Below are 17,061 nucleotides of genomic sequence, written 5' to 3' on the forward strand. Positions count from 1 at the left end.
CTCAATCTAAAAGCATGAACAACGTTATCAAAAAACTTTTTCTAGGATTACTATTGTTGATCTCTGTTCCCCTGTTTGCTCAGCAAGATTCACAGTACACTCATTATATGTACAATACCATTGCCGTAAACCCTGCCTATGCAGGGAGTAGAAATGTTCTAAGTGTTGTTTTAATGCACAGAACTCAATGGCAAGGTATTCAGGGGGCTCCAAAGACCCAATTGCTTTCAATTAATAGCCCTCTTAATTACAATGTGGGTATAGGAGCCTCTGTTTTAAGAGATGAAATAGGTCCGGCAACCGAAACACAATTTGCGGTTGATTATTCTTACACTTTAACATTAAATAATAAGGACACAAAACTTGCTTTTGGTCTAAAAGGAGGGCTTAACTCGCTAACTGTAGATTTTACCAAACTGTTGATCTACGATCCTACTGATGTTTCTTTTCAAGAGAACATTTCCGGTAGGCTCTCTCCTATTGTTGGAGTTGGAACATACTTGTATAATGAACGATGGTATTTAGGAATTTCTGTTCCTAATTTGTTAAAGACAAAACATTACAACCACACTTCTATTTCTACTGCTAAGGAGAGCGCTCATTTGAACATCATTGGAGGTTATGTTTTTAACCTTAGTGAAAATGTACAGTACAAACCCGCATTTTTAGTAAAGGCTGTAAAGGGCTCTCCTGTAGCTTTGGATTTTTCTTCTTCTTTTTTGATTGGAGAAAAGTTAATTCTGGGAGCTTCTTATAGGTTAGATGCTGCCGTTAGTGCTATGGTAGGTATTCAGGCTTCTCGAAAATTTATGTTTGGATACGCTTACGATTACGATACTACAGACATTGGCAATTACAACTCAGGGTCTCATGAATTCTTGTTACGATTTGAACTTTTTACGAAAGTAAAAGGCAAAGTATCTCCAAGATTCTTCTAATTAAACCATTTTTCACATGAAAAAATCACTAATTAAAATAGTACCGATCATACTCTTTACACTGGGAAGTTTTACCATGACTTCTCAAAACAAGAGAATGCAAAAAGCGGATGAAAAATACAATCAATTTGCCTATGCCGATGCTTCTGAGTTATATCTTTCATTAGTAGAAAAAGGAGTTACTTCCGGTGACATTTATTTAAAACTTGGGAATAGTTTATACTTTAATGCAAAGTACAAGGAAGCTTCCAAATGGTATGCGAAGTTCTACGCGCAAAAAAAAGGACACAATGATTTGCTGTTCTTGTTACGTTATGCTCAATCTTTACAAGCCATAGGCAACAAAACTGAAGGACAAAAAATCTACGCTGATTTTGCAAAGCTTGCCAAAGCTTCAAACTCTTCGGCAAAAACTGTAGAAGATCACATTACCATGATAGAATTGAATTCTAATCGATACCACATGAATTCTTTAACCATCAATTCGTCCTACATAGATTTTGGTTCTTTTTATCGAAATGATACTTTGTACTTTTCATCTTCCAGAAATAGAAGAGCCATTAATAACAGGATTGACGCTTGGAACAATGATCGATTCTTAGACCTCTATAGCAGTTACTACAACGCAACAGAGGATGATTTTACGACTCCTGAAAGAATGAAAGGAGATCTCAATTCTAAATTTCACGAATCATCAGCAATCATTACCAAGGATGGAAGCACCATGTATTTCACCAGATCCAGTAACCAAGCTACCGATGATTCTAAGACACATTTGAAAATCTACAGAGCTTTTAAGATCAATGGTCGTTGGAGTAATTTCGAAGATCTATCAATCAATCAAAATGATTTTTCCAATGCACATCCGGCCTTATCTCCTGATGAGAAAACATTGTTCTTCGTTTCTAATATGCCAGGGTCTCTAGGCGAAACAGATATTTATTCTGTAGAGATTTATGACAATGGTTCTTTAGGAAAACCTAAGAATATGGGAGCTCTTATCAACACAAGCGGAAGGGAGTCATTTCCTTTTGTAAGTGCAGAAAATGAATTGTATTTCTCTTCGGATGGTCATTTTGGGCTAGGTGGTTATGATGTTTTTTATATTGATCTAGAAGCCGATACTAACTTAGTATTGAATGTTGGTACACCTATCAATAGTCCGCAAGACGATTTTGCCTTTTCTGTTTTGAAACCTAAGCAAAAAGGATTTATGAGTTCGAACAGAACCGGTATTGACAATATATATAAGATCAAAGAATTAAAATCGATCAAAGATAATCTCTATATAGAAATTTCAGGAATCGTTAGAGACAAAGACTCCGACTCCCCTATTTCGAATTCTAGTATTACGATTACTGACGAGAGAGGGAAGGTAGTAGCTAATACATTTTCGGATGATCAGGGGAGTTTTCAAACTACGATCAATCAATTTATGAGTCATCATATCAAAGCAAGCAAAAATGAATATCTCAGTGATTCTTTATTGATCCCTATTAGAAAGGAACACACGATCGTACAACTTCGCTTGAAAAAAGAGGAAATTGAAAAGATCCTTCCAATTACATTCAATACTACGATCTATTACGATTTTAACAAAACCAATATTCGTTCGAAAGAAACAGTAACCTTAGATGAGGTTATAACTATTTTGAATGACAATCCTACGGTACGTATTAGAATTTCTTCGCATTCTGATAGTAGAGGAAGTGCCAAATACAATCAGCTACTCTCTGAAAAGAGAACTGAACAAGTTATCCAGTACTTTGTAAAAAGAGGAATTGATGCTTCTAGAATTGTTGGAGAAAGTTTTGGAGAGTCTCAACCTATAAACGATTGTCGTGACGGAAAAAAATGTTCAAAATCACAACATCAGTTAAACAGGCGAACAGAAATATCTGTGCTTAACAACTAAATAAAAAAGCTCATTGTTTAAACAATGAGCTTTTTTATTTCTGTTTATACCATATCCTTTTTACAGTAGGATGCTTTTTCAAAATCTCTGATATTCATTGAGATGATAGGAACATCCGGAAATAGTTCTTTGAGCTTTGCTACGATCTTTCTGGATAGATCTGCTTTTTGTTCATCGGTTCTTCCTTGCATAATGTTTCCAAACACATGAATAAAATCTTCTTCCCCTTCCATTACCAACGAATGCTTCAACGGATAAGGGTTCAATCTAACTTTGATATCACTTCGTACAAAAAGTCCAGTAGAAAAAGCTGTTTCTAACACTTCTTGCATGATCTCTTTAGGCTCTTTTTGCTCTAAAATAGGTTCTGTACAGTCTAAAATAAAATGAGGCATCTCTTAGTTTTTATAACGTTCATAAAGCTCCATATCTAGAGGATCTCTTCCCGGAGGAGTATATTCTTTAGCTAAGGTCTTTATCCATGTAAATTTACATCTTTTTGCAACGTTTACACTGGAGAAATTGGTTTTATGCGCTATAATTTGGAGTGTTTTTAACCCTAAGTCTTTAAAAGCATATTCAGACAATCCATCAACGACTTTAGACGTAATTCCTTTCCCTTCGTAATTGTAATCTATACAGTAGGCAAACTCTCCTTGTTGTATTTCCCAATCCAATTCTTTGATATAGACCAATCCAATAATTTTTTTTGACCCTTCCGGCTTTATTGTATATAAAAACTCTTCTCTATTCTCATACTCTTTGCTCTTTGTTTCCGCAAATGCTTTGGAGAGATCGGGAGTTAGATTTGCTTCTTTGGTCTTAGGAAAATACAAGTCTAATCTATGCTCATTTGCAGCGATAAAATCGCACAAACCCCATCCGTCTTTAGGATGGATTTTATAAACATTTATTTTTTCATTTTCCTTGCTCAGAACCTGAAATACCGGTTCTATAGGCCTGTTTTCTTTCGTTTCCATTCAGTCCTCAAGATACACCAATTGATCTATATAAGAATCAAACTCGGCGGGTTCTTGAACTTTTGCTGCTCTAGGCAATTGTTCCTTCATGAAAGCAATAATCTCTGATGTATTTTTCTTTGACAACTGATCAAAAAGGTCTCTTCCAATACGATTGTTATGCAAATCCATCAACTTAGCCATTTCTTCATTGGGAGAAAAATCCTCATGCCAATCTGTGATACGTTGCGTCCACTGCAAAACGGCTTCTTGATTTTTAGAAAATCGGCTACTCACTTTTGCGATCAAAATATTCCACAGAGCATGCCTAAAAGCATTTGCTTTGTTATGCTGCCCGTGGATATATGGAAATTCTCGTTGTGAGATTCTATAGGTAGAAAATGTAGCAATGATGGTAGAAGTCATAAATAAAGGATGTTTAAGAAACCAGGCAGCTAAACTCTTAACTTGCCTGAATTCTAATCCTCGAATGACTTTCCAAAAAGACATTTACACTTTGTATTCTTTTACTGCATCGATAAATGCTTTCGCATTTTCTACAGGAATATTTGGTAAGATTCCGTGCCCTAAGTTTACAATGTATCTGTCTTTTCCAAATTCATTGATCATTTGGTGCACCATCTTTTTAATTTCTTCAGGTGGCGATAACAATCTAGACGGATCAAAGTTTCCTTGTAATGTAATCTGACCTCCTGACAAGTAACGAGCGTTTCTAGCCGTACATGTCCAATCTACTCCTAATGCAGATGCTCCAGATTTTGCCATTTCGTGTAAGGCAAACCAGCATCCTTTACCAAAAGCAATAACAGGTACTTCGTCTTTTAAAGCATCAATAATTTGCTGAATATATTTCCAAGAGAATTCTTGGTAATCTGTAGGAGATAACATTCCTCCCCAAGAATCAAATACCTGAACAGCATTTACTCCTGCAGCAACTTTGGCTTTTAAATAAGCAATGGTTGTATCTGTGATCTTTTGCAATAACTGATGTGCAGCAACAGGGTTGGTAAAGCAAAAACCTTTGGCTTTATCGAAATTCTTAGATCCTTGTCCTTGTACCACATAACACAAGATAGTCCATGGCGATCCGGCAAAACCGATCAAAGGCACCTCATCATTCAACTTTTCTTTTGTTGCTTTGATAGCGTCCATTACATATCCCAATTCTTCATGAACATCAGGAATAATTACATTGTCTACTCCTTTTTGATCGCGAACAGGGTTTGGTAAATAAGGCCCAAAATTAGGTTTCATTTCAACCTCTATGTTCATCGCTTGTGGAATGACCAAGATATCTGAGAACAAAATGGCTGCATCCATTCCAAATCTACGAATAGGTTGTACTGTAATTTCAGATGCTAATTCCGGAGTACGACAACGTGTGAAAAAATCGTACTTCTCACGAATCTCCATAAACTCCGGCAAATAACGCCCTGCTTGACGCATCATCCATACTGGAGGTCTGTCTACTGTTTCTCCTTTTAAGGCTCTTAAAAATAAATCGTTTTTAATCATATCTTTTGGGGTCATTGCGATGAACTTTGTGGCGTGGCAATCTTTTACAACAGATTCCTTCACTTTGTTCGGAATGACAATTTTATTTAATTCTGTGCTACTTTATTCATTGCTTTATCCACAGCTTTTCTGATCACCTCTATATCTTCTTCTGTAATTGCTGAACTCAAGAACCAAGCTTCAAATTGTGAAGGTGGCAAGAATACTCCGTTTTTGATCATCTCCCAGAAGAATACAGCAAATTTCTTGGTATCTGATGTTTGCGCTTCTTCAAAGTTAGTAACTTGTGTAGAAGTAAAGAATGGGTTTAACATCGAACCAAATCTATTTACGGTAATCTCTACTCCGTGCTTCTTAGCTGCTTCCAACAAAATGGTTTCTATCTGTTGTCCTACTTCATTGAATTGCTCGTAAGGATTTTGGTTCTTTAATTCTGTTAAGGTAGAGATTCCTCCTGCCATGGCTATTGGATTTCCACTTAAAGTTCCTGCTTGGTACATTCCTCCTAAAGGCGCTACCATTTCCATGATCTCATTTCTTGCTCCATAAGCTCCTACCGGAAAACCTCCTCCAATTACCTTTCCTAAACAGGTAATATCTGCTTCTACTCCTAACAATTCTTGAGCTCCTCCAAATTTTGAACGGAAACCTGTCATTACCTCATCAGCAATTAACAAAGCTCCTTTGGAATGTAAATATTCTTTTAACTCTTTTAGGAAATCATTCTGCGGAATTACAACTCCCATGTTTCCTCCTACCGGCTCAATAATAACTCCGGCAATATCATCATCATTTTCAAAATGCTTCTTTACACTCTCTAAATCGTTGTAAGTAGCAATCAATGTGTTTTTAACAGCTCCTTCCGGTACTCCTTTACTTCCCGGTAGGCTCAATGTTGCCAAACCTGAACCTGCAGCTACCAACAAAGCATCTTGGTGCCCGTGGTAACAACCTGAAAACTTAATGATCTTATTTTTTCCTGTAAATGCACGTGCCAAACGAATTCCGCTTAACACAGCTTCTGTTCCAGAATTTACAAAACGGACTTTATCCATTCCCGGAAATGCATTGCAAACAATTTTTGCAAGCTTGATCTCATTCTCTGTAGAGGCACCAAACGAATATCCGTTCTTTAAAGCCTTGTTTACCGCTCTTTGTACTTTTTTATGACGATGTCCTATGATCATAGGTCCGTATGAAAGTACCAAGTCAACATACTTGTTTCCATCTACATCAACAATTCTAGAACCTTTGGCTTTTTTGATGAACAACGGATTTCCTCCTACAGAGGCAAATGCACGTACGGGAGAGTTTACAGCTCCTACCAAATTTTCTAGTCCTTTGTTGTATAGTTTTTGAGATTTTTTGAAGTCCATAATATTATTTATGTCATTACGAATGAAATGAAGCAATCTTATTTTCAGATTCCTTCGCTAAGCTCGGAATGATCGTTATTTTTTATTTAATAGTTTCGCTGCCTCCTTGGCAAAATACGTAATGATGATATCTGCGCCTGCTCTTTTCATTGATAGTAAACTTTCCATCATCACTCTATCTCCATCAATCCACCCTTTTTCCGCAGCTGCTTTTACCATTGCATATTCTCCACTTACATTATAGCACGCAATAGGTCTATCGAAATTATTTTTTAGATCTCGAATAATATCTAAGTAAGATAATGCCGGCTTTACCATTAAGATATCTGCCCCTTCTTGATCGTCAAATGTTGCTTCTCTCAATCCTTCATCACGATTAGCAGGGTCCATTTGGTATGTTCTTCTGTCTCCAAATGTTGGTGCTGAATCTGCTGCATCTCTAAACGGCCCGTAAAATGCTGAAGCATATTTTACAGAATATCCCATAATAGGTAAGTTCACAAATCCATGATTGTCCAATGCTTCTCTAATCACCTGAATGGTACCGTCCATCATTCCTGAAGGGGCTACCATATCTACACCTGCTTTTGCATGTGACACAACTTGCTTGGCAATATTCATTAAAGTAGCATCATTATCTACATCATGATCATGAATAATTCCACAGTGACCGTGCGAAGTGTATTCACAAAAACATACGTCTGTGATTACATATAAGCTAGGATAGTTCTTTTTAATAAATCGAACTGCCTGCTGCATGATTCCGTTGTCATTCCATGTTTCGGTTCCTTCATCATCTTTTTCAGAAGGGATTCCAAATAACAAAACAGCCGGAATATCTAAAGCTACTACTTCATCCAGTTCTTTAGAAATGGTATCTAATGAATAGCGTTTGATTCCAGGCATAGAAGGGATTTCGGATTCGATATTTTCTCCTTCTTCTATAAATAAAGGATAGATAAAATCGTCTACAGACAATTTGGTTTCTCTCACCAAACGTCTGATTCCTTCTGTTTTTCTAAGTCTTCTTGTTCTATTGTACATAATGAAGATTTACCAGTTCTATAACGCTTTCTACTGTAGGCACTTTTGCAACTTCAACTTTCTCAAAATGCTTTTCTGCTTCTTTTGCTGTTGATGTTCCAATACAAAAAGCCACTTTATCCGTGCTGTTCTTCTGAATATAGCTTTCTACAGTAGATGGGCTGTAAAATAATACGCCTTCTACTTTTTCATCTACATCTGCCGGACTATACATTGTTTTGTATGCTTCTATCTCATGTACTTTGATCTCATTTTCAGACAACACTTTTGGAAGTGTATCCAATCGAAGGTCGCTACAGAAATAGGTAACTTCTTGTCCTTTTATATTTTCTGATAGGTATTCTGCTAACTTCTCAGCATTTTTCTCAGAATGTTTTACATCACCAATCTTTTGATTGATCAACTTTTTGGTTCTGCGACCTACGCAGTAAATATTTTTGAAGTTTAATTCTTCTTTGGTAAAATTATTCAGAATAGCTTCTACTCCATTCTTACTGGTAATGATCACATTCTCGATCTCATTTTTTACCAATTTTGGAGCAATTCTATTGAATCGTATCTTAATAAAGTCTGAGCTTTCTGAGGCAATATCGTTGTGAAATAACTTCGTTTGTGCTTCCGACAGTTTCTTTGTAGAAAAGACTGAGACTCTTTTTTCAACTCCCATATCTTCTGCAATCAGCAGCTTTCCTCCTCTGTCTATAATATAATTTGCACAGTCTTTTGCCAAATATCTATGTCTACCTATAGGTACTTTCTTTTGTACTTGAATCTTTTTCTTTCCGTCTCTGGATAACAAAACTCCTTTGAAATTGATTTCTGAATTTACTTCATCCATCATAGCGTAGGCACCTATCGGTGCTGTACATCCTCCTTCTAACAAATTTAAAAACTCACGTTCTATTCCTGTACAGATCTCAGTATCTCTATCATTTAATTGAGCACAGGCTACTTTTACATAATCGTCTTCATCTAATGCTGCAATCATAATAGCTCCTTGAGCCGGAGCCGGAATCATCCAAGAAAGGTTTACTGCTCCTTTTGGACGTAATCCGATACGTTCTAATCCTGCTGCTGCAAAAACAGCTCCGTTCCAATCGTTATCAGATAACTTTTGTAATCGGGTATTTACATTCCCGCGCAAGTCAACAACTGTGTGGGTTGGATAGCGATCTAACCATTGTGCTTTTCTACGCAAGCTTCCGGTTGCAATAACAGCTTCTTTTTGCGCAAAGAACTCTTCGTTGTCTTTTAACACTAAGATGTCGTTATGGTTTGCTCGTTTTAATACAGCTGCTTGTATAATTCCTTCCGGTAAAACAGTAGGCACATCTTTCATAGAGTGTACTGCTATATCAATATCATTATTAAGCAATGCTATATCCAGATTACGTGTAAACACTCCTGTAATTCCCAATTCGTAAATGGGTTTATTAAGTATAATATCTCCAGTGGATTTTACAGGTACAATTTCTGTTTCGTATTCCAATTCGTTCAACATTCGTTGAACTTTCTTTGCCTGCCATAGTGCCAATTGACTATCGCGCGTACCTATTCGAATAACTTTTTGCATAAAAGTAGGTTAGACTTTTCCGAAGACTTTAGACATCACCTGAATACTTTCATTTACAGATGTCTCTTCTTCTTTTAAGTGTTTTACAAACTGAGTTGTAATTTTTTGTATAAATCTATTGGTCAGCATTTCTGCTTGATCCTCGTCGAAGTTTTTGATTTTCTTTTTGTGGAAGTTGATCTCGTCTTTTTGAATGGCTTCTAAAGATTCTTTTAAGGCATTAATAGCCGGCACTAATCTTCTGTGATCTAACCACTCGTTAAACTCTTCCTTGTGAGTTTCTATGATCTTTTCTGCAAACGGAACTTCCTTCTTTCGTAAGGCTAAGGTTTCGTCTGTAATCTTAGATAACTCATCTACATTCACCAATGTTACCGCATCAAATTTAGCTACCTCTTCATCTACATTTTCCGGCATAGACAAATCCAACACCAACAACTCTTTATCTTTTGCTACGTGCTTTGTTGTTACTGTAGGTTTATCTGCTCCCGTAGACACGATCAATACATCAGCATTCGCAATCTCTTCTGATAAGTTCTCGATCTTTGCTTGTCTGATTGACGGATGCTCTTTTACAAAAGCAGCAGCCTTTTCTTCTGTTCTGTTGATCAAACAAACTGAAGTGTTCTTTGTGTATTCGGCTAGATTCTTACAGGTGTGTTTCCCCATTTTACCTAAACCAAAAACCAAAATATTTTTTTGATTGTAGTTTGATACATTTTTGATCATGTACTGAACAGCTGCATAGGAAACGGAAGTAGTTCCGGAACTCAATTGGGTTTGGTTCTTTACCCTTTTACTAGCTTGTAATACTAAATTGATCAATCTTTCCAAGTACGCATTGGTGGTACCAAAAGCTTTGGCTTGTTTAAAAGCAATTTTTAACTGTCCTACGATCTCGTAGTCTCCTAGAATCTGACTTTCTAATCCGGTACCAATTCGAAACAACTGGTTGATTGCTTCTTTCCCTTTATACACATTCGATATTCTCGCAAACTCTTCAACATTTCCTTCTGAATAATCGCATAACAATTTGATCAATTGATATGGATGTTCTGCAAATCCTGTAATCTCTGTTCTGTTGCATGTAGATAATACAAACAAGTCGAATCCCATCGCTTTTGCATCTTCCAGCAATTTGATTTGGCTTTCTTTTGACAAGCTATATTTTCCACGAGTCTGAGCGTCAGCCTTTTTGTAGCTAACTCCGATATTGTATAAGTTTGTTTTTTGGTTCTCCAAAGATGTCATATTCTTAAAGGCTCGTCAAAAGTAAAAAGTTTGAACATAAAAAAATGTCGCTGAAAGTACTTTTTATATCGTTCTATGTTTTTTAGATGCTTTTTGTTTTAAAAACTTGTACAATGTCTTATTTTTGCAGTAAAACCAACAGTTTCGAATGAAGTTATATAGAATCATTCTAAATAAAAAGGATTTTAATTAAATTTTGATATATGTCAAAAAATGTCGCTGGAAGTACTTTTAACGAAATCAACTTAGATAACGGATTTCATCTTTTGGAGTTTCACAATCAAAGTGATAGCGTACAAAAATTTGAACGTGATATTGATAGCACTTTTATTCAATTACACTTCTGTATAAAAGGAAATTCTAAGTTTCTGTTTAACAGTGGTGGATATACTTTTGACGTGCTTGATAAACGTTCTATCATTTTATACAATCCACAGAGAAAATTACCTATCAACCTGGAGATCTATCCCAAAACAACTTTAATTTCTTTATTGATATCGATAGAAAAATTTCATTCATTGTTTTCTAAGGAAGCAAGCTATATTCCTTTTTTAAGTGACGAGAATAAAAACCGAAAGTATTACGATGATGTAGAAATTAAGCCAACGGTTTTGATCGTTCTTCAACAAATGATCAATTCTAGTGTTAACAGCTCAATTCGCGATCTGTATATCAAAGGAAAGATTTACGAGTTGTTAAGCTTGCATTTTCAACAAGACGAATCTAACCTTGCAGAATACTGTCCGTTTTTAGTTGATGAGCAAAACGTTCAAAAGATCCGTAAGGCAAAAGATATAATTATTGCTAACATGGCAGAACCGCCTAGCTTGCAAGAATTAGCCAATGAGATTGGTCTTAACATCAAGAAATTAAAAGAAGGATTTAAACAAATATACGGCGATACTGTCTACAGCTTCTTGTTTGATTATAAGATGGAACATGCGAGAAGATTGCTGGAAAGCAACCAGCATAATGTGAATGAAGTGGGGTTAAAAGTAGGTTACAGCACAGCCAGTCATTTTATAGCAGCCTTCAAAAAGAAGTTTGGGACTACCCCAAAGAAATATGTAATGTCTTTAAACAATTAACAATGATACAGTAACCAATGATCTAATGATCATATAGGTGATACAACTGTTAATATGATATTTTAAAATTAAATCTTTGAAACAACTTAGCCATTACGACATTCAAAATCAGCAGAAAAAATTTCCGATCACAATTGTTTGTGATGCCATACGAACTCCTGAAAATATTGGGATGTGCTTTCGCATTGCTGAAAGCTTTGGCGTCTCAAAGATCTATTTACATGAGAATTCGCCATCTATCGAAAACAGAATCGTTAAAAAAACAGCACGCAATACCATTGATCAAATCGACCATGAGGTGTATGCTGATTTCGAATCTTTGATGGAGCAATTGAAAGCTGAAGGAAATACAGTTGTTGGAATAGAGATCACTGATAAGAGTATCGATATTCAAAATTTTGATTTTAAAAAACACAAAAAAATCGTTTTACTTTTGGGAAGCGAGCGCAATGGAATACAAAATGTTCAGGCATTGGATGCTACCGTAGCCATTCCGATGTACGGAAGAAATTCATCTATGAACGTTGTACATAGTATGACAATTGCTTTGTACGAAACCACCAACCAACTAACAGATATATGAAAGGAGTTTTATTAGTAAACTTAGGATCTCCGGATAGCACAGAGACCAAAGATGTAAAAAGATATTTAGGCGAGTTTTTAATGGACGAAAGGGTTATAGATACGCCTTATCTGTTACGTTTGTTTTTAGTTCGCGGAATCATTTTAAATACACGCCCAAAGAAATCGGCTGCTGCTTATAAAAAGATTTGGTGGGATGAAGGCTCTCCTTTGATTGTTCTTTCTGAAAGGTTACAGAAAAAAGTACAGGCTAAGACTGAGTTTCCCGTTGCTTTGGCTATGCGTTATGGAAATCCGTCCATTAAAGCTGGACTAAAAGAGTTACACGACAAGGGGGTTACCGATGTTTTGATGATTCCTTTGTATCCTCAGTTTGCCATGGCTACAACAGAAACTATTTTGGTATTGGCAGATAAGCTTCAAAAAAAGTTCTTCCCTAAGATGAGACTTACGCATATTCCTGCTTTCTATAATAAGCAAGAGTACATCAAAGTTTTGGGGGATAGTATAAAGGAGTATCTTTCTGATAAGGATTGGGATAAGATTTTGTTCTCATACCATGGAGTTCCTGAACGTCATATTCGCAAATCAGATATAACTCAAGAGCACTGTAAGATTGATGGCAGTTGTTGTAATACTCCGTCTCCCGCTCATGAGTTTTGTTATAGGCATCAGTGTTACGAGACAACCAAACAGGTAGTAAAGTATTTAGATTTGAAAGAGGGTCAGTATTTTACTTCGTTTCAGTCTCGTTTGGGTAGAGATCCTTGGTTGCAGCCTTATACGGATCAAACAATCGAAGATTTTGCTCATGATGGAGTAAAAAAATTAGCAGTAGTTACTCCTGCTTTTGTTTCTGATTGCTTAGAAACTCTAGAAGAAATTGGTATGGAAGGGAGAGATGAGTTTGTAGAAGCTGGTGGAACTGATTTTTATGCTGTACCTTGCATTAATGACAATGACGATTGGGTAGATGTTTTAGCCCAATGGATTAATGAGTAGATTGGAGAAGCTTAAAAATATATTTACGCTACGAAAATAAATTTATGGTATTATACTAACATCTAACACTTGATAAAATATGGATTTTCAATACATCAAAGCTCTACACATTATCTTCGTGATCACTTGGTTTGCGGGATTGTTTTATATCGTTCGATTGTTTATCTACCATATTGAAGCAGAACAAAAGGAAGAACCTGCCAAAGGAATTTTACAGACTCAATATAAGTTAATGAGCAAACGTCTTTGGTATATTATTACCTGGCCTTCGGCAATTTTGGCTAGTATCTTTGCTTTTTGGATGTTGATAAGGGAACCTTCGTATTTGTCTATGGGTTGGATGCATGTAAAACTATCTTTTGTTATTGCTTTGTATTTCTATCATTATGCTTGTCATGTTATCTTTAAACAGCTACAGAATGATGTGATCAAATACACTTCGTTTAAACTTCGAATTTGGAATGAAGTGGCTACAATTTTATTATTTGCTATTGTTTTTATCGTTGTTTTAAAAAGCGCCATGAGTTGGATTTGGGGAGTTGTAGGGATTGTTTTATTTGGTGTCTTACTTATGCTTTCTATCAAGCTTTACAAAAGAATTCGAGAAAAGAAAAACTGGGAAAAATTTGAAGATGAATTCTTAGAAGACAAAGAATCTACTCCTAAAAAAAGCGATGAATAGATCAAATTCTGAAAGGAATTACATTATCTTTTTACTATGAAAAAGATCTTCTTAAGCCTTGTGCTTTGCTTATCCCTATTTTCCTGCTCCTCAAATGATGATGATAATCCTGACCTTATTGTGGGTACTTGGAATCTATTTTCTTTGAATGGAACTACAGCCTCTGATTGCGAAAAACGATCTTTTGTGACTTTCCTTGCTAATAATACTGCCGCAGGAGAAAATTACAATACTGATGTAAACAACAATTGTGTAAGAATAGGTGTAGATGAAACAGTACAATGGGTGAATAGCGGGAACAATACCTATACGATTGGCTCAAATTCTAATCCTCTCATATGGAATGTGGTTTTTAGCGACAACAACAATACCTTTACGATCACAAATCAAGGTGTTGTGTATAAAAGGCAATAGGCTTATTGTTTCAGCGATTGCTCAAACGGAATTCGATTTAGAATACTTCTTCCAAGTGTAACTTCATCGGCATACTCCAGCTCATCTCCTACAGAGATTCCACGTGCAATAGTAGATGTTACAACTTCATACCCTTCAATCTGTTTGTAGATATAGAAGTTGGTGGTATCACCTTCCATAGTTGAGCTTAGCGCAAAGATCAATTCTTTGACTTCACCACTTTTTACTTTCTCTACCAAACTTTCAATTTCTAAATCCTGAGGCCCTACACCTTCTATAGGAGAAATCTTACCTCCCAAAACGTGATACAAACCTTTGAATTGAGCCGTATTTTCGATGGCCATTACATCTCGAATATCTTCTACCACACAAACGATCTCAGCATTTCGATTAGGATTGTTACAAATATCACACAATACTGTATCGGAAATATTGTGGCACTTCTGACAAGATTTTACTTCATTTCTTAACTGAGTCAGAGCCTCGGCTAAATACCCTGTGTTCTCAGCCGGTTGCTTTAATAAGTGTAATACCAAACGAAGTGCTGTTCGCTTTCCAATTCCCGGTAAACGCGATACTTCATTTACCGCATTTTCTAAAAGTTTAGAAGAAAAATCCATCAGGGCAAATGTACAATTTTGAATTGTCACTTCGAGTGATTTTCTGAATTTCAAATGAAGAAAATTGTATATTCGTAATTCATCATCCGTAATTAAATTCGATGCAACCCATTCACATTCTATTACTCATTGTCGCTTACTTTAGTGTTTTGATATTTATCTCTTATCTCACAGGAAAAAAAGCGGACAACAAGACCTTTTTTAAAGCCAATAATTCTTCGCCTTGGTATTTAGTTGCTTTCGGAATGATAGGAGCTTCCCTATCGGGAGTAACTTTTATTTCGGTTCCCGGTTGGGTAGAGGCGCAAAGCATGAGTTATATGCAAATGGTGCTGGGATATGTATTGGGGTACGCCATTATAGGATTGGTCTTACTCCCACTCTATTATAGATTGAATTTAACTTCTATCTATACATATTTAGAGGATCGTTTTGGGCGATACACCTACAAAACAGGTGCTTCCTTTTTCTTATTGTCAAGAACCATTGGAGCTGCTTTTCGTTTGTTTTTAGTGGCCAACGTATTGCAATTATTGTTGTTTGATGAGATGGGTGTTCCTTTTTGGGTAACGGTAACCATTACCATTTTACTTATTTGGCTGTATACCTTTAAAGGAGGAATCAAAACCATTGTATGGACAGATACTTTACAGACTTTATTTATGTTGATTGCCGTTGGAGTTTGTATTTATACGATTACTGATGAAATGCAAATCTCAAACCTCTTCAGTTATGTAGCCGACAGCGAATTATCTAAAACCTTCTTTTTTAACGATTACAAAGCCGGGAATTATTTCTGGAAACAGTTTTTCTCAGGAGCTTTTATTGCTGTTGTGATGACCGGATTGGATCAGGATATGATGCAAAAGAATTTGACTTGTAGAAATCTAAAGGATGCGCAAAAGAATATGTTTTGGTTTACCATTGTTCTGGTAATCGTCAACTTCTTCTTCTTAGCTTTAGGAGTATTGCTGACAGATTATGCACAGAGAAACGGAATTGATGCACACAAAGACAATCTATTTCCGATCATTGCAACCAAAGGAACTTTGGGAATAGCAACAGCTATTTTCTTCCTACTAGGATTGATTGCCGCTGCATACTCAAGTGCCGACTCTGCACTTACTTCTTTAACGACCTCTTTTAGTATTGACATTTTGGAAGTGGAAAAGAAAAAAGACAAAGCTGAGCAAGAAAGAATTCGAAAGAAGATTCACATACTTTTCTCTTTTATTTTGATCGCTACCATTTTAATTTTTAGGTATTGGATCAAAGATTCTAGTGTGATCGCTGATATTTTTAAAGCTGCCGGATATACCTATGGCCCTCTGCTAGGATTGTATGCTTTTGGTTTGTTTACCAAGCTTAATGTAAAAGACAAAGCCGTTCCTTTTATTTGTATTGTTGCGCCAATTCTAACTTTTTTAACCAATCATCTTACCATAGAATCTTTTGGTTTTGATTTTGGGTTCTTTGTGTTGGTTGTGAATGGATTCTATACCTTTATAGGGTTAACTATATTTAAAAAATCTAGCTATGAAAACACTGCTAAAACTTCTGGTTAAAGAACTAGGGTTTCTTTTTAATGATTATCCTTTAGAATCCGGAATAGTCTTAATCCTTATTGCTGCTGTCATATTCTATTTGGTGAAAGGCAAAGTTTTTTACATCAAAGACAGAATTCCTATTCTATATTACTTCATAAACCTAAGGACCATTTCTTACGTTATTGCTGTTGCAGGAGTAAGTCAAGTTTTAAGAGGATTAACTATTTATGATTCTATCATCAAGGACTTCTTAGGTGGAATGGAAGTGTTAGAAAAAGAATATCCTATTGTACTTGGAGGGATCATTGCCGGAATAGGCGCATATTTTATCTATGACAAAATTAGAATTGCAGACACTGAAATTGAAGGATACGAGAGTAATATTAACAAGTATAAATTCTGGGCTTTCACAATCGTCTTGATCTTTATTGGCGTTTCATTGATTCTCAGAAGCATTTGATTTATTTTTTTTTCAAAAAAATGCAATAAAACACAACTGTCTCGTCTTTATACTTGAAGACCTCTAACGAATGG

The 17,061-nt window shown here is 35.9% G+C and carries 18 protein-coding genes; 9 read left to right on the forward strand and 9 right to left on the reverse strand.

Annotated features, from left to right (window positions below; all coding sequences use genetic code 11):
• Positions 1-14: 14 nt before the first annotated feature.
• Positions 15-938, forward strand: coding sequence for a PorP/SprF family type IX secretion system membrane protein (locus tag ACFSRZ_RS02065; protein WP_379664860.1), 924 nt, complete (start codon positions 15-17; stop codon positions 936-938).
• A 16-nt stretch (positions 939-954) separates the two neighbouring features.
• A complete protein-coding gene (locus tag ACFSRZ_RS02070) occupies positions 955-2,853 on the forward strand; it encodes an OmpA family protein (RefSeq protein WP_379664861.1) in 1,899 nt (632 codons plus the stop codon).
• Between the two features lie 44 nt (positions 2,854-2,897).
• Here ACFSRZ_RS02070 and ACFSRZ_RS02075 read toward each other — a convergent pair whose 3' ends face one another.
• The 8 genes from ACFSRZ_RS02075 to hemA form a co-directional block, all read right to left on the reverse strand.
• Positions 2,898-3,248, reverse strand: a complete 351-nt coding sequence (locus tag ACFSRZ_RS02075; RefSeq protein ID WP_379664862.1) for a 5-carboxymethyl-2-hydroxymuconate Delta-isomerase — start codon at positions 3,246-3,248, stop codon at positions 2,898-2,900.
• A 3-nt stretch (positions 3,249-3,251) separates the two neighbouring features.
• A complete protein-coding gene (locus ACFSRZ_RS02080) occupies positions 3,252-3,833 on the reverse strand; it encodes a GNAT family N-acetyltransferase (protein WP_379664863.1) in 582 nt (193 codons plus the stop codon).
• Entirely contained in the window at positions 3,834-4,322 is a 489-nt protein-coding gene (locus tag ACFSRZ_RS02085) for a DUF6973 domain-containing protein (RefSeq protein WP_379664864.1), read from the reverse strand.
• Positions 4,323-5,348 (reverse strand): uroporphyrinogen decarboxylase, encoded by a 1,026-nt coding sequence (gene hemE, locus ACFSRZ_RS02090; RefSeq protein ID WP_379665498.1) that lies wholly within the window; start codon positions 5,346-5,348, stop codon positions 4,323-4,325.
• Positions 5,349-5,434: 86 nt separating this feature from the next.
• Positions 5,435-6,724 carry a glutamate-1-semialdehyde 2,1-aminomutase gene (gene hemL / locus ACFSRZ_RS02095; RefSeq protein ID WP_379664865.1) on the reverse strand — a complete coding sequence of 430 codons (1,290 nt, stop codon included), beginning with the start codon at positions 6,722-6,724 and terminating at the stop codon, positions 5,435-5,437.
• Between the two features lie 75 nt (positions 6,725-6,799).
• Positions 6,800-7,768 carry a porphobilinogen synthase gene (gene hemB, locus ACFSRZ_RS02100; protein WP_379664866.1) on the reverse strand — a complete coding sequence of 323 codons (969 nt, stop codon included), beginning with the start codon at positions 7,766-7,768 and terminating at the stop codon, positions 6,800-6,802.
• Positions 7,758-9,341, reverse strand: a complete 1,584-nt coding sequence (gene hemC / locus ACFSRZ_RS02105) for a hydroxymethylbilane synthase (protein WP_379664867.1) — start codon at positions 9,339-9,341, stop codon at positions 7,758-7,760. Before hemC ends, hemB begins: the two co-directional genes overlap by 11 nt.
• Before the next feature lie 9 nt (positions 9,342-9,350).
• Complete coding sequence (hemA, locus tag ACFSRZ_RS02110; protein WP_379664868.1) at positions 9,351-10,592, reverse strand: glutamyl-tRNA reductase; 1,242 nt, start codon at positions 10,590-10,592, stop codon at positions 9,351-9,353.
• Between the two features lie 203 nt (positions 10,593-10,795).
• Here hemA and ACFSRZ_RS02115 point away from each other — a divergent pair, with 203 nt between their 5' ends.
• The 5 genes from ACFSRZ_RS02115 to ACFSRZ_RS02135 all read left to right on the forward strand — a co-directional run bounded on the left by ACFSRZ_RS02115 (position 10,796) and on the right by ACFSRZ_RS02135 (position 14,360).
• Positions 10,796-11,680: a helix-turn-helix transcriptional regulator gene (locus tag ACFSRZ_RS02115; protein ID WP_379664869.1), complete on the forward strand. Its 885-nt coding sequence runs from the start codon at positions 10,796-10,798 to the stop codon at positions 11,678-11,680.
• A gap of 76 nt (positions 11,681-11,756) precedes the next feature.
• Positions 11,757-12,263, forward strand: coding sequence for a TrmH family RNA methyltransferase (locus ACFSRZ_RS02120; protein ID WP_379664870.1), 507 nt, complete (start codon positions 11,757-11,759; stop codon positions 12,261-12,263).
• Positions 12,260-13,264, forward strand: a complete 1,005-nt coding sequence (hemH, locus tag ACFSRZ_RS02125) for a ferrochelatase (RefSeq protein WP_379664871.1) — start codon at positions 12,260-12,262, stop codon at positions 13,262-13,264. The genes ACFSRZ_RS02120 and hemH overlap by 4 nt, the downstream gene beginning before the upstream one ends.
• Before the next feature lie 79 nt (positions 13,265-13,343).
• Positions 13,344-13,946, forward strand: a complete 603-nt coding sequence (locus ACFSRZ_RS02130; protein ID WP_379664872.1) for a CopD family protein — start codon at positions 13,344-13,346, stop codon at positions 13,944-13,946.
• Between the two features lie 36 nt (positions 13,947-13,982).
• Positions 13,983-14,360: a lipocalin family protein gene (locus ACFSRZ_RS02135; RefSeq protein WP_379664873.1), complete on the forward strand. Its 378-nt coding sequence runs from the start codon at positions 13,983-13,985 to the stop codon at positions 14,358-14,360.
• A 2-nt stretch (positions 14,361-14,362) separates the two neighbouring features.
• Here ACFSRZ_RS02135 and recR read toward each other — a convergent pair whose 3' ends face one another.
• Positions 14,363-14,980, reverse strand: a complete 618-nt coding sequence (gene recR / locus ACFSRZ_RS02140) for a recombination mediator RecR (RefSeq protein ID WP_379665499.1) — start codon at positions 14,978-14,980, stop codon at positions 14,363-14,365.
• A gap of 101 nt (positions 14,981-15,081) precedes the next feature.
• Between recR and ACFSRZ_RS02145 the strand changes: the two genes are divergently transcribed.
• Together ACFSRZ_RS02145 and ACFSRZ_RS02150 are read left to right on the forward strand one after the other, a co-directional pair.
• Positions 15,082-16,545, forward strand: a complete 1,464-nt coding sequence (locus ACFSRZ_RS02145; RefSeq protein ID WP_379664874.1) for a sodium:solute symporter — start codon at positions 15,082-15,084, stop codon at positions 16,543-16,545.
• A complete protein-coding gene (locus ACFSRZ_RS02150) occupies positions 16,517-16,987 on the forward strand; it encodes a hypothetical protein (protein WP_379664875.1) in 471 nt (156 codons plus the stop codon). The genes ACFSRZ_RS02145 and ACFSRZ_RS02150 overlap by 29 nt, the downstream gene beginning before the upstream one ends.
• Positions 16,988-17,061 lie beyond the last annotated feature (74 nt).

Origin of the sequence: Pseudotenacibaculum haliotis (assembly GCF_042684245.1) — a bacterium.
In the GTDB taxonomy this organism is placed as follows: Bacteria; Bacteroidota; Bacteroidia; order Flavobacteriales; family Flavobacteriaceae; genus Polaribacter; species Polaribacter haliotis_A.

What these genes read in the sequence shown, in the direction of transcription:
- ACFSRZ_RS02065 (WP_379664860.1), top strand. Translation starts at nt 15, where the DNA reads ATGAACAACGTTATCAAAAAACTTTTTCTAGGATTACTATTGTTGATC.
- ACFSRZ_RS02070 (WP_379664861.1), top strand. Translation starts at nt 955, where the DNA reads ATGAAAAAATCACTAATTAAAATAGTACCGATCATACTCTTTACACTG.
- ACFSRZ_RS02075 (WP_379664862.1), bottom strand. Translation starts at nt 3,248, where the DNA reads ATGCCTCATTTTATTTTAGACTGTACAGAACCTATTTTAGAGCAAAAA.
- ACFSRZ_RS02080 (WP_379664863.1), bottom strand. Translation starts at nt 3,833, where the DNA reads ATGGAAACGAAAGAAAACAGGCCTATAGAACCGGTATTTCAGGTTCTG.
- ACFSRZ_RS02085 (WP_379664864.1), bottom strand. Translation starts at nt 4,322, where the DNA reads ATGTCTTTTTGGAAAGTCATTCGAGGATTAGAATTCAGGCAAGTTAAG.
- hemE (WP_379665498.1), bottom strand. Translation starts at nt 5,348, where the DNA reads ATGATTAAAAACGATTTATTTTTAAGAGCCTTAAAAGGAGAAACAGTA.
- hemL (WP_379664865.1), bottom strand. Translation starts at nt 6,724, where the DNA reads ATGGACTTCAAAAAATCTCAAAAACTATACAACAAAGGACTAGAAAAT.
- hemB (WP_379664866.1), bottom strand. Translation starts at nt 7,768, where the DNA reads ATGTACAATAGAACAAGAAGACTTAGAAAAACAGAAGGAATCAGACGT.
- hemC (WP_379664867.1), bottom strand. Translation starts at nt 9,341, where the DNA reads ATGCAAAAAGTTATTCGAATAGGTACGCGCGATAGTCAATTGGCACTA.
- hemA (WP_379664868.1), bottom strand. Translation starts at nt 10,592, where the DNA reads ATGACATCTTTGGAGAACCAAAAAACAAACTTATACAATATCGGAGTT.
- ACFSRZ_RS02115 (WP_379664869.1), top strand. Translation starts at nt 10,796, where the DNA reads ATGTCAAAAAATGTCGCTGGAAGTACTTTTAACGAAATCAACTTAGAT.
- hemH (WP_379664871.1), top strand. Translation starts at nt 12,260, where the DNA reads ATGAAAGGAGTTTTATTAGTAAACTTAGGATCTCCGGATAGCACAGAG.
- ACFSRZ_RS02130 (WP_379664872.1), top strand. Translation starts at nt 13,344, where the DNA reads ATGGATTTTCAATACATCAAAGCTCTACACATTATCTTCGTGATCACT.
- ACFSRZ_RS02135 (WP_379664873.1), top strand. Translation starts at nt 13,983, where the DNA reads ATGAAAAAGATCTTCTTAAGCCTTGTGCTTTGCTTATCCCTATTTTCC.
- recR (WP_379665499.1), bottom strand. Translation starts at nt 14,980, where the DNA reads ATGGATTTTTCTTCTAAACTTTTAGAAAATGCGGTAAATGAAGTATCG.
- ACFSRZ_RS02145 (WP_379664874.1), top strand. Translation starts at nt 15,082, where the DNA reads ATGCAACCCATTCACATTCTATTACTCATTGTCGCTTACTTTAGTGTT.
- ACFSRZ_RS02150 (WP_379664875.1), top strand. Translation starts at nt 16,517, where the DNA reads ATGAAAACACTGCTAAAACTTCTGGTTAAAGAACTAGGGTTTCTTTTT.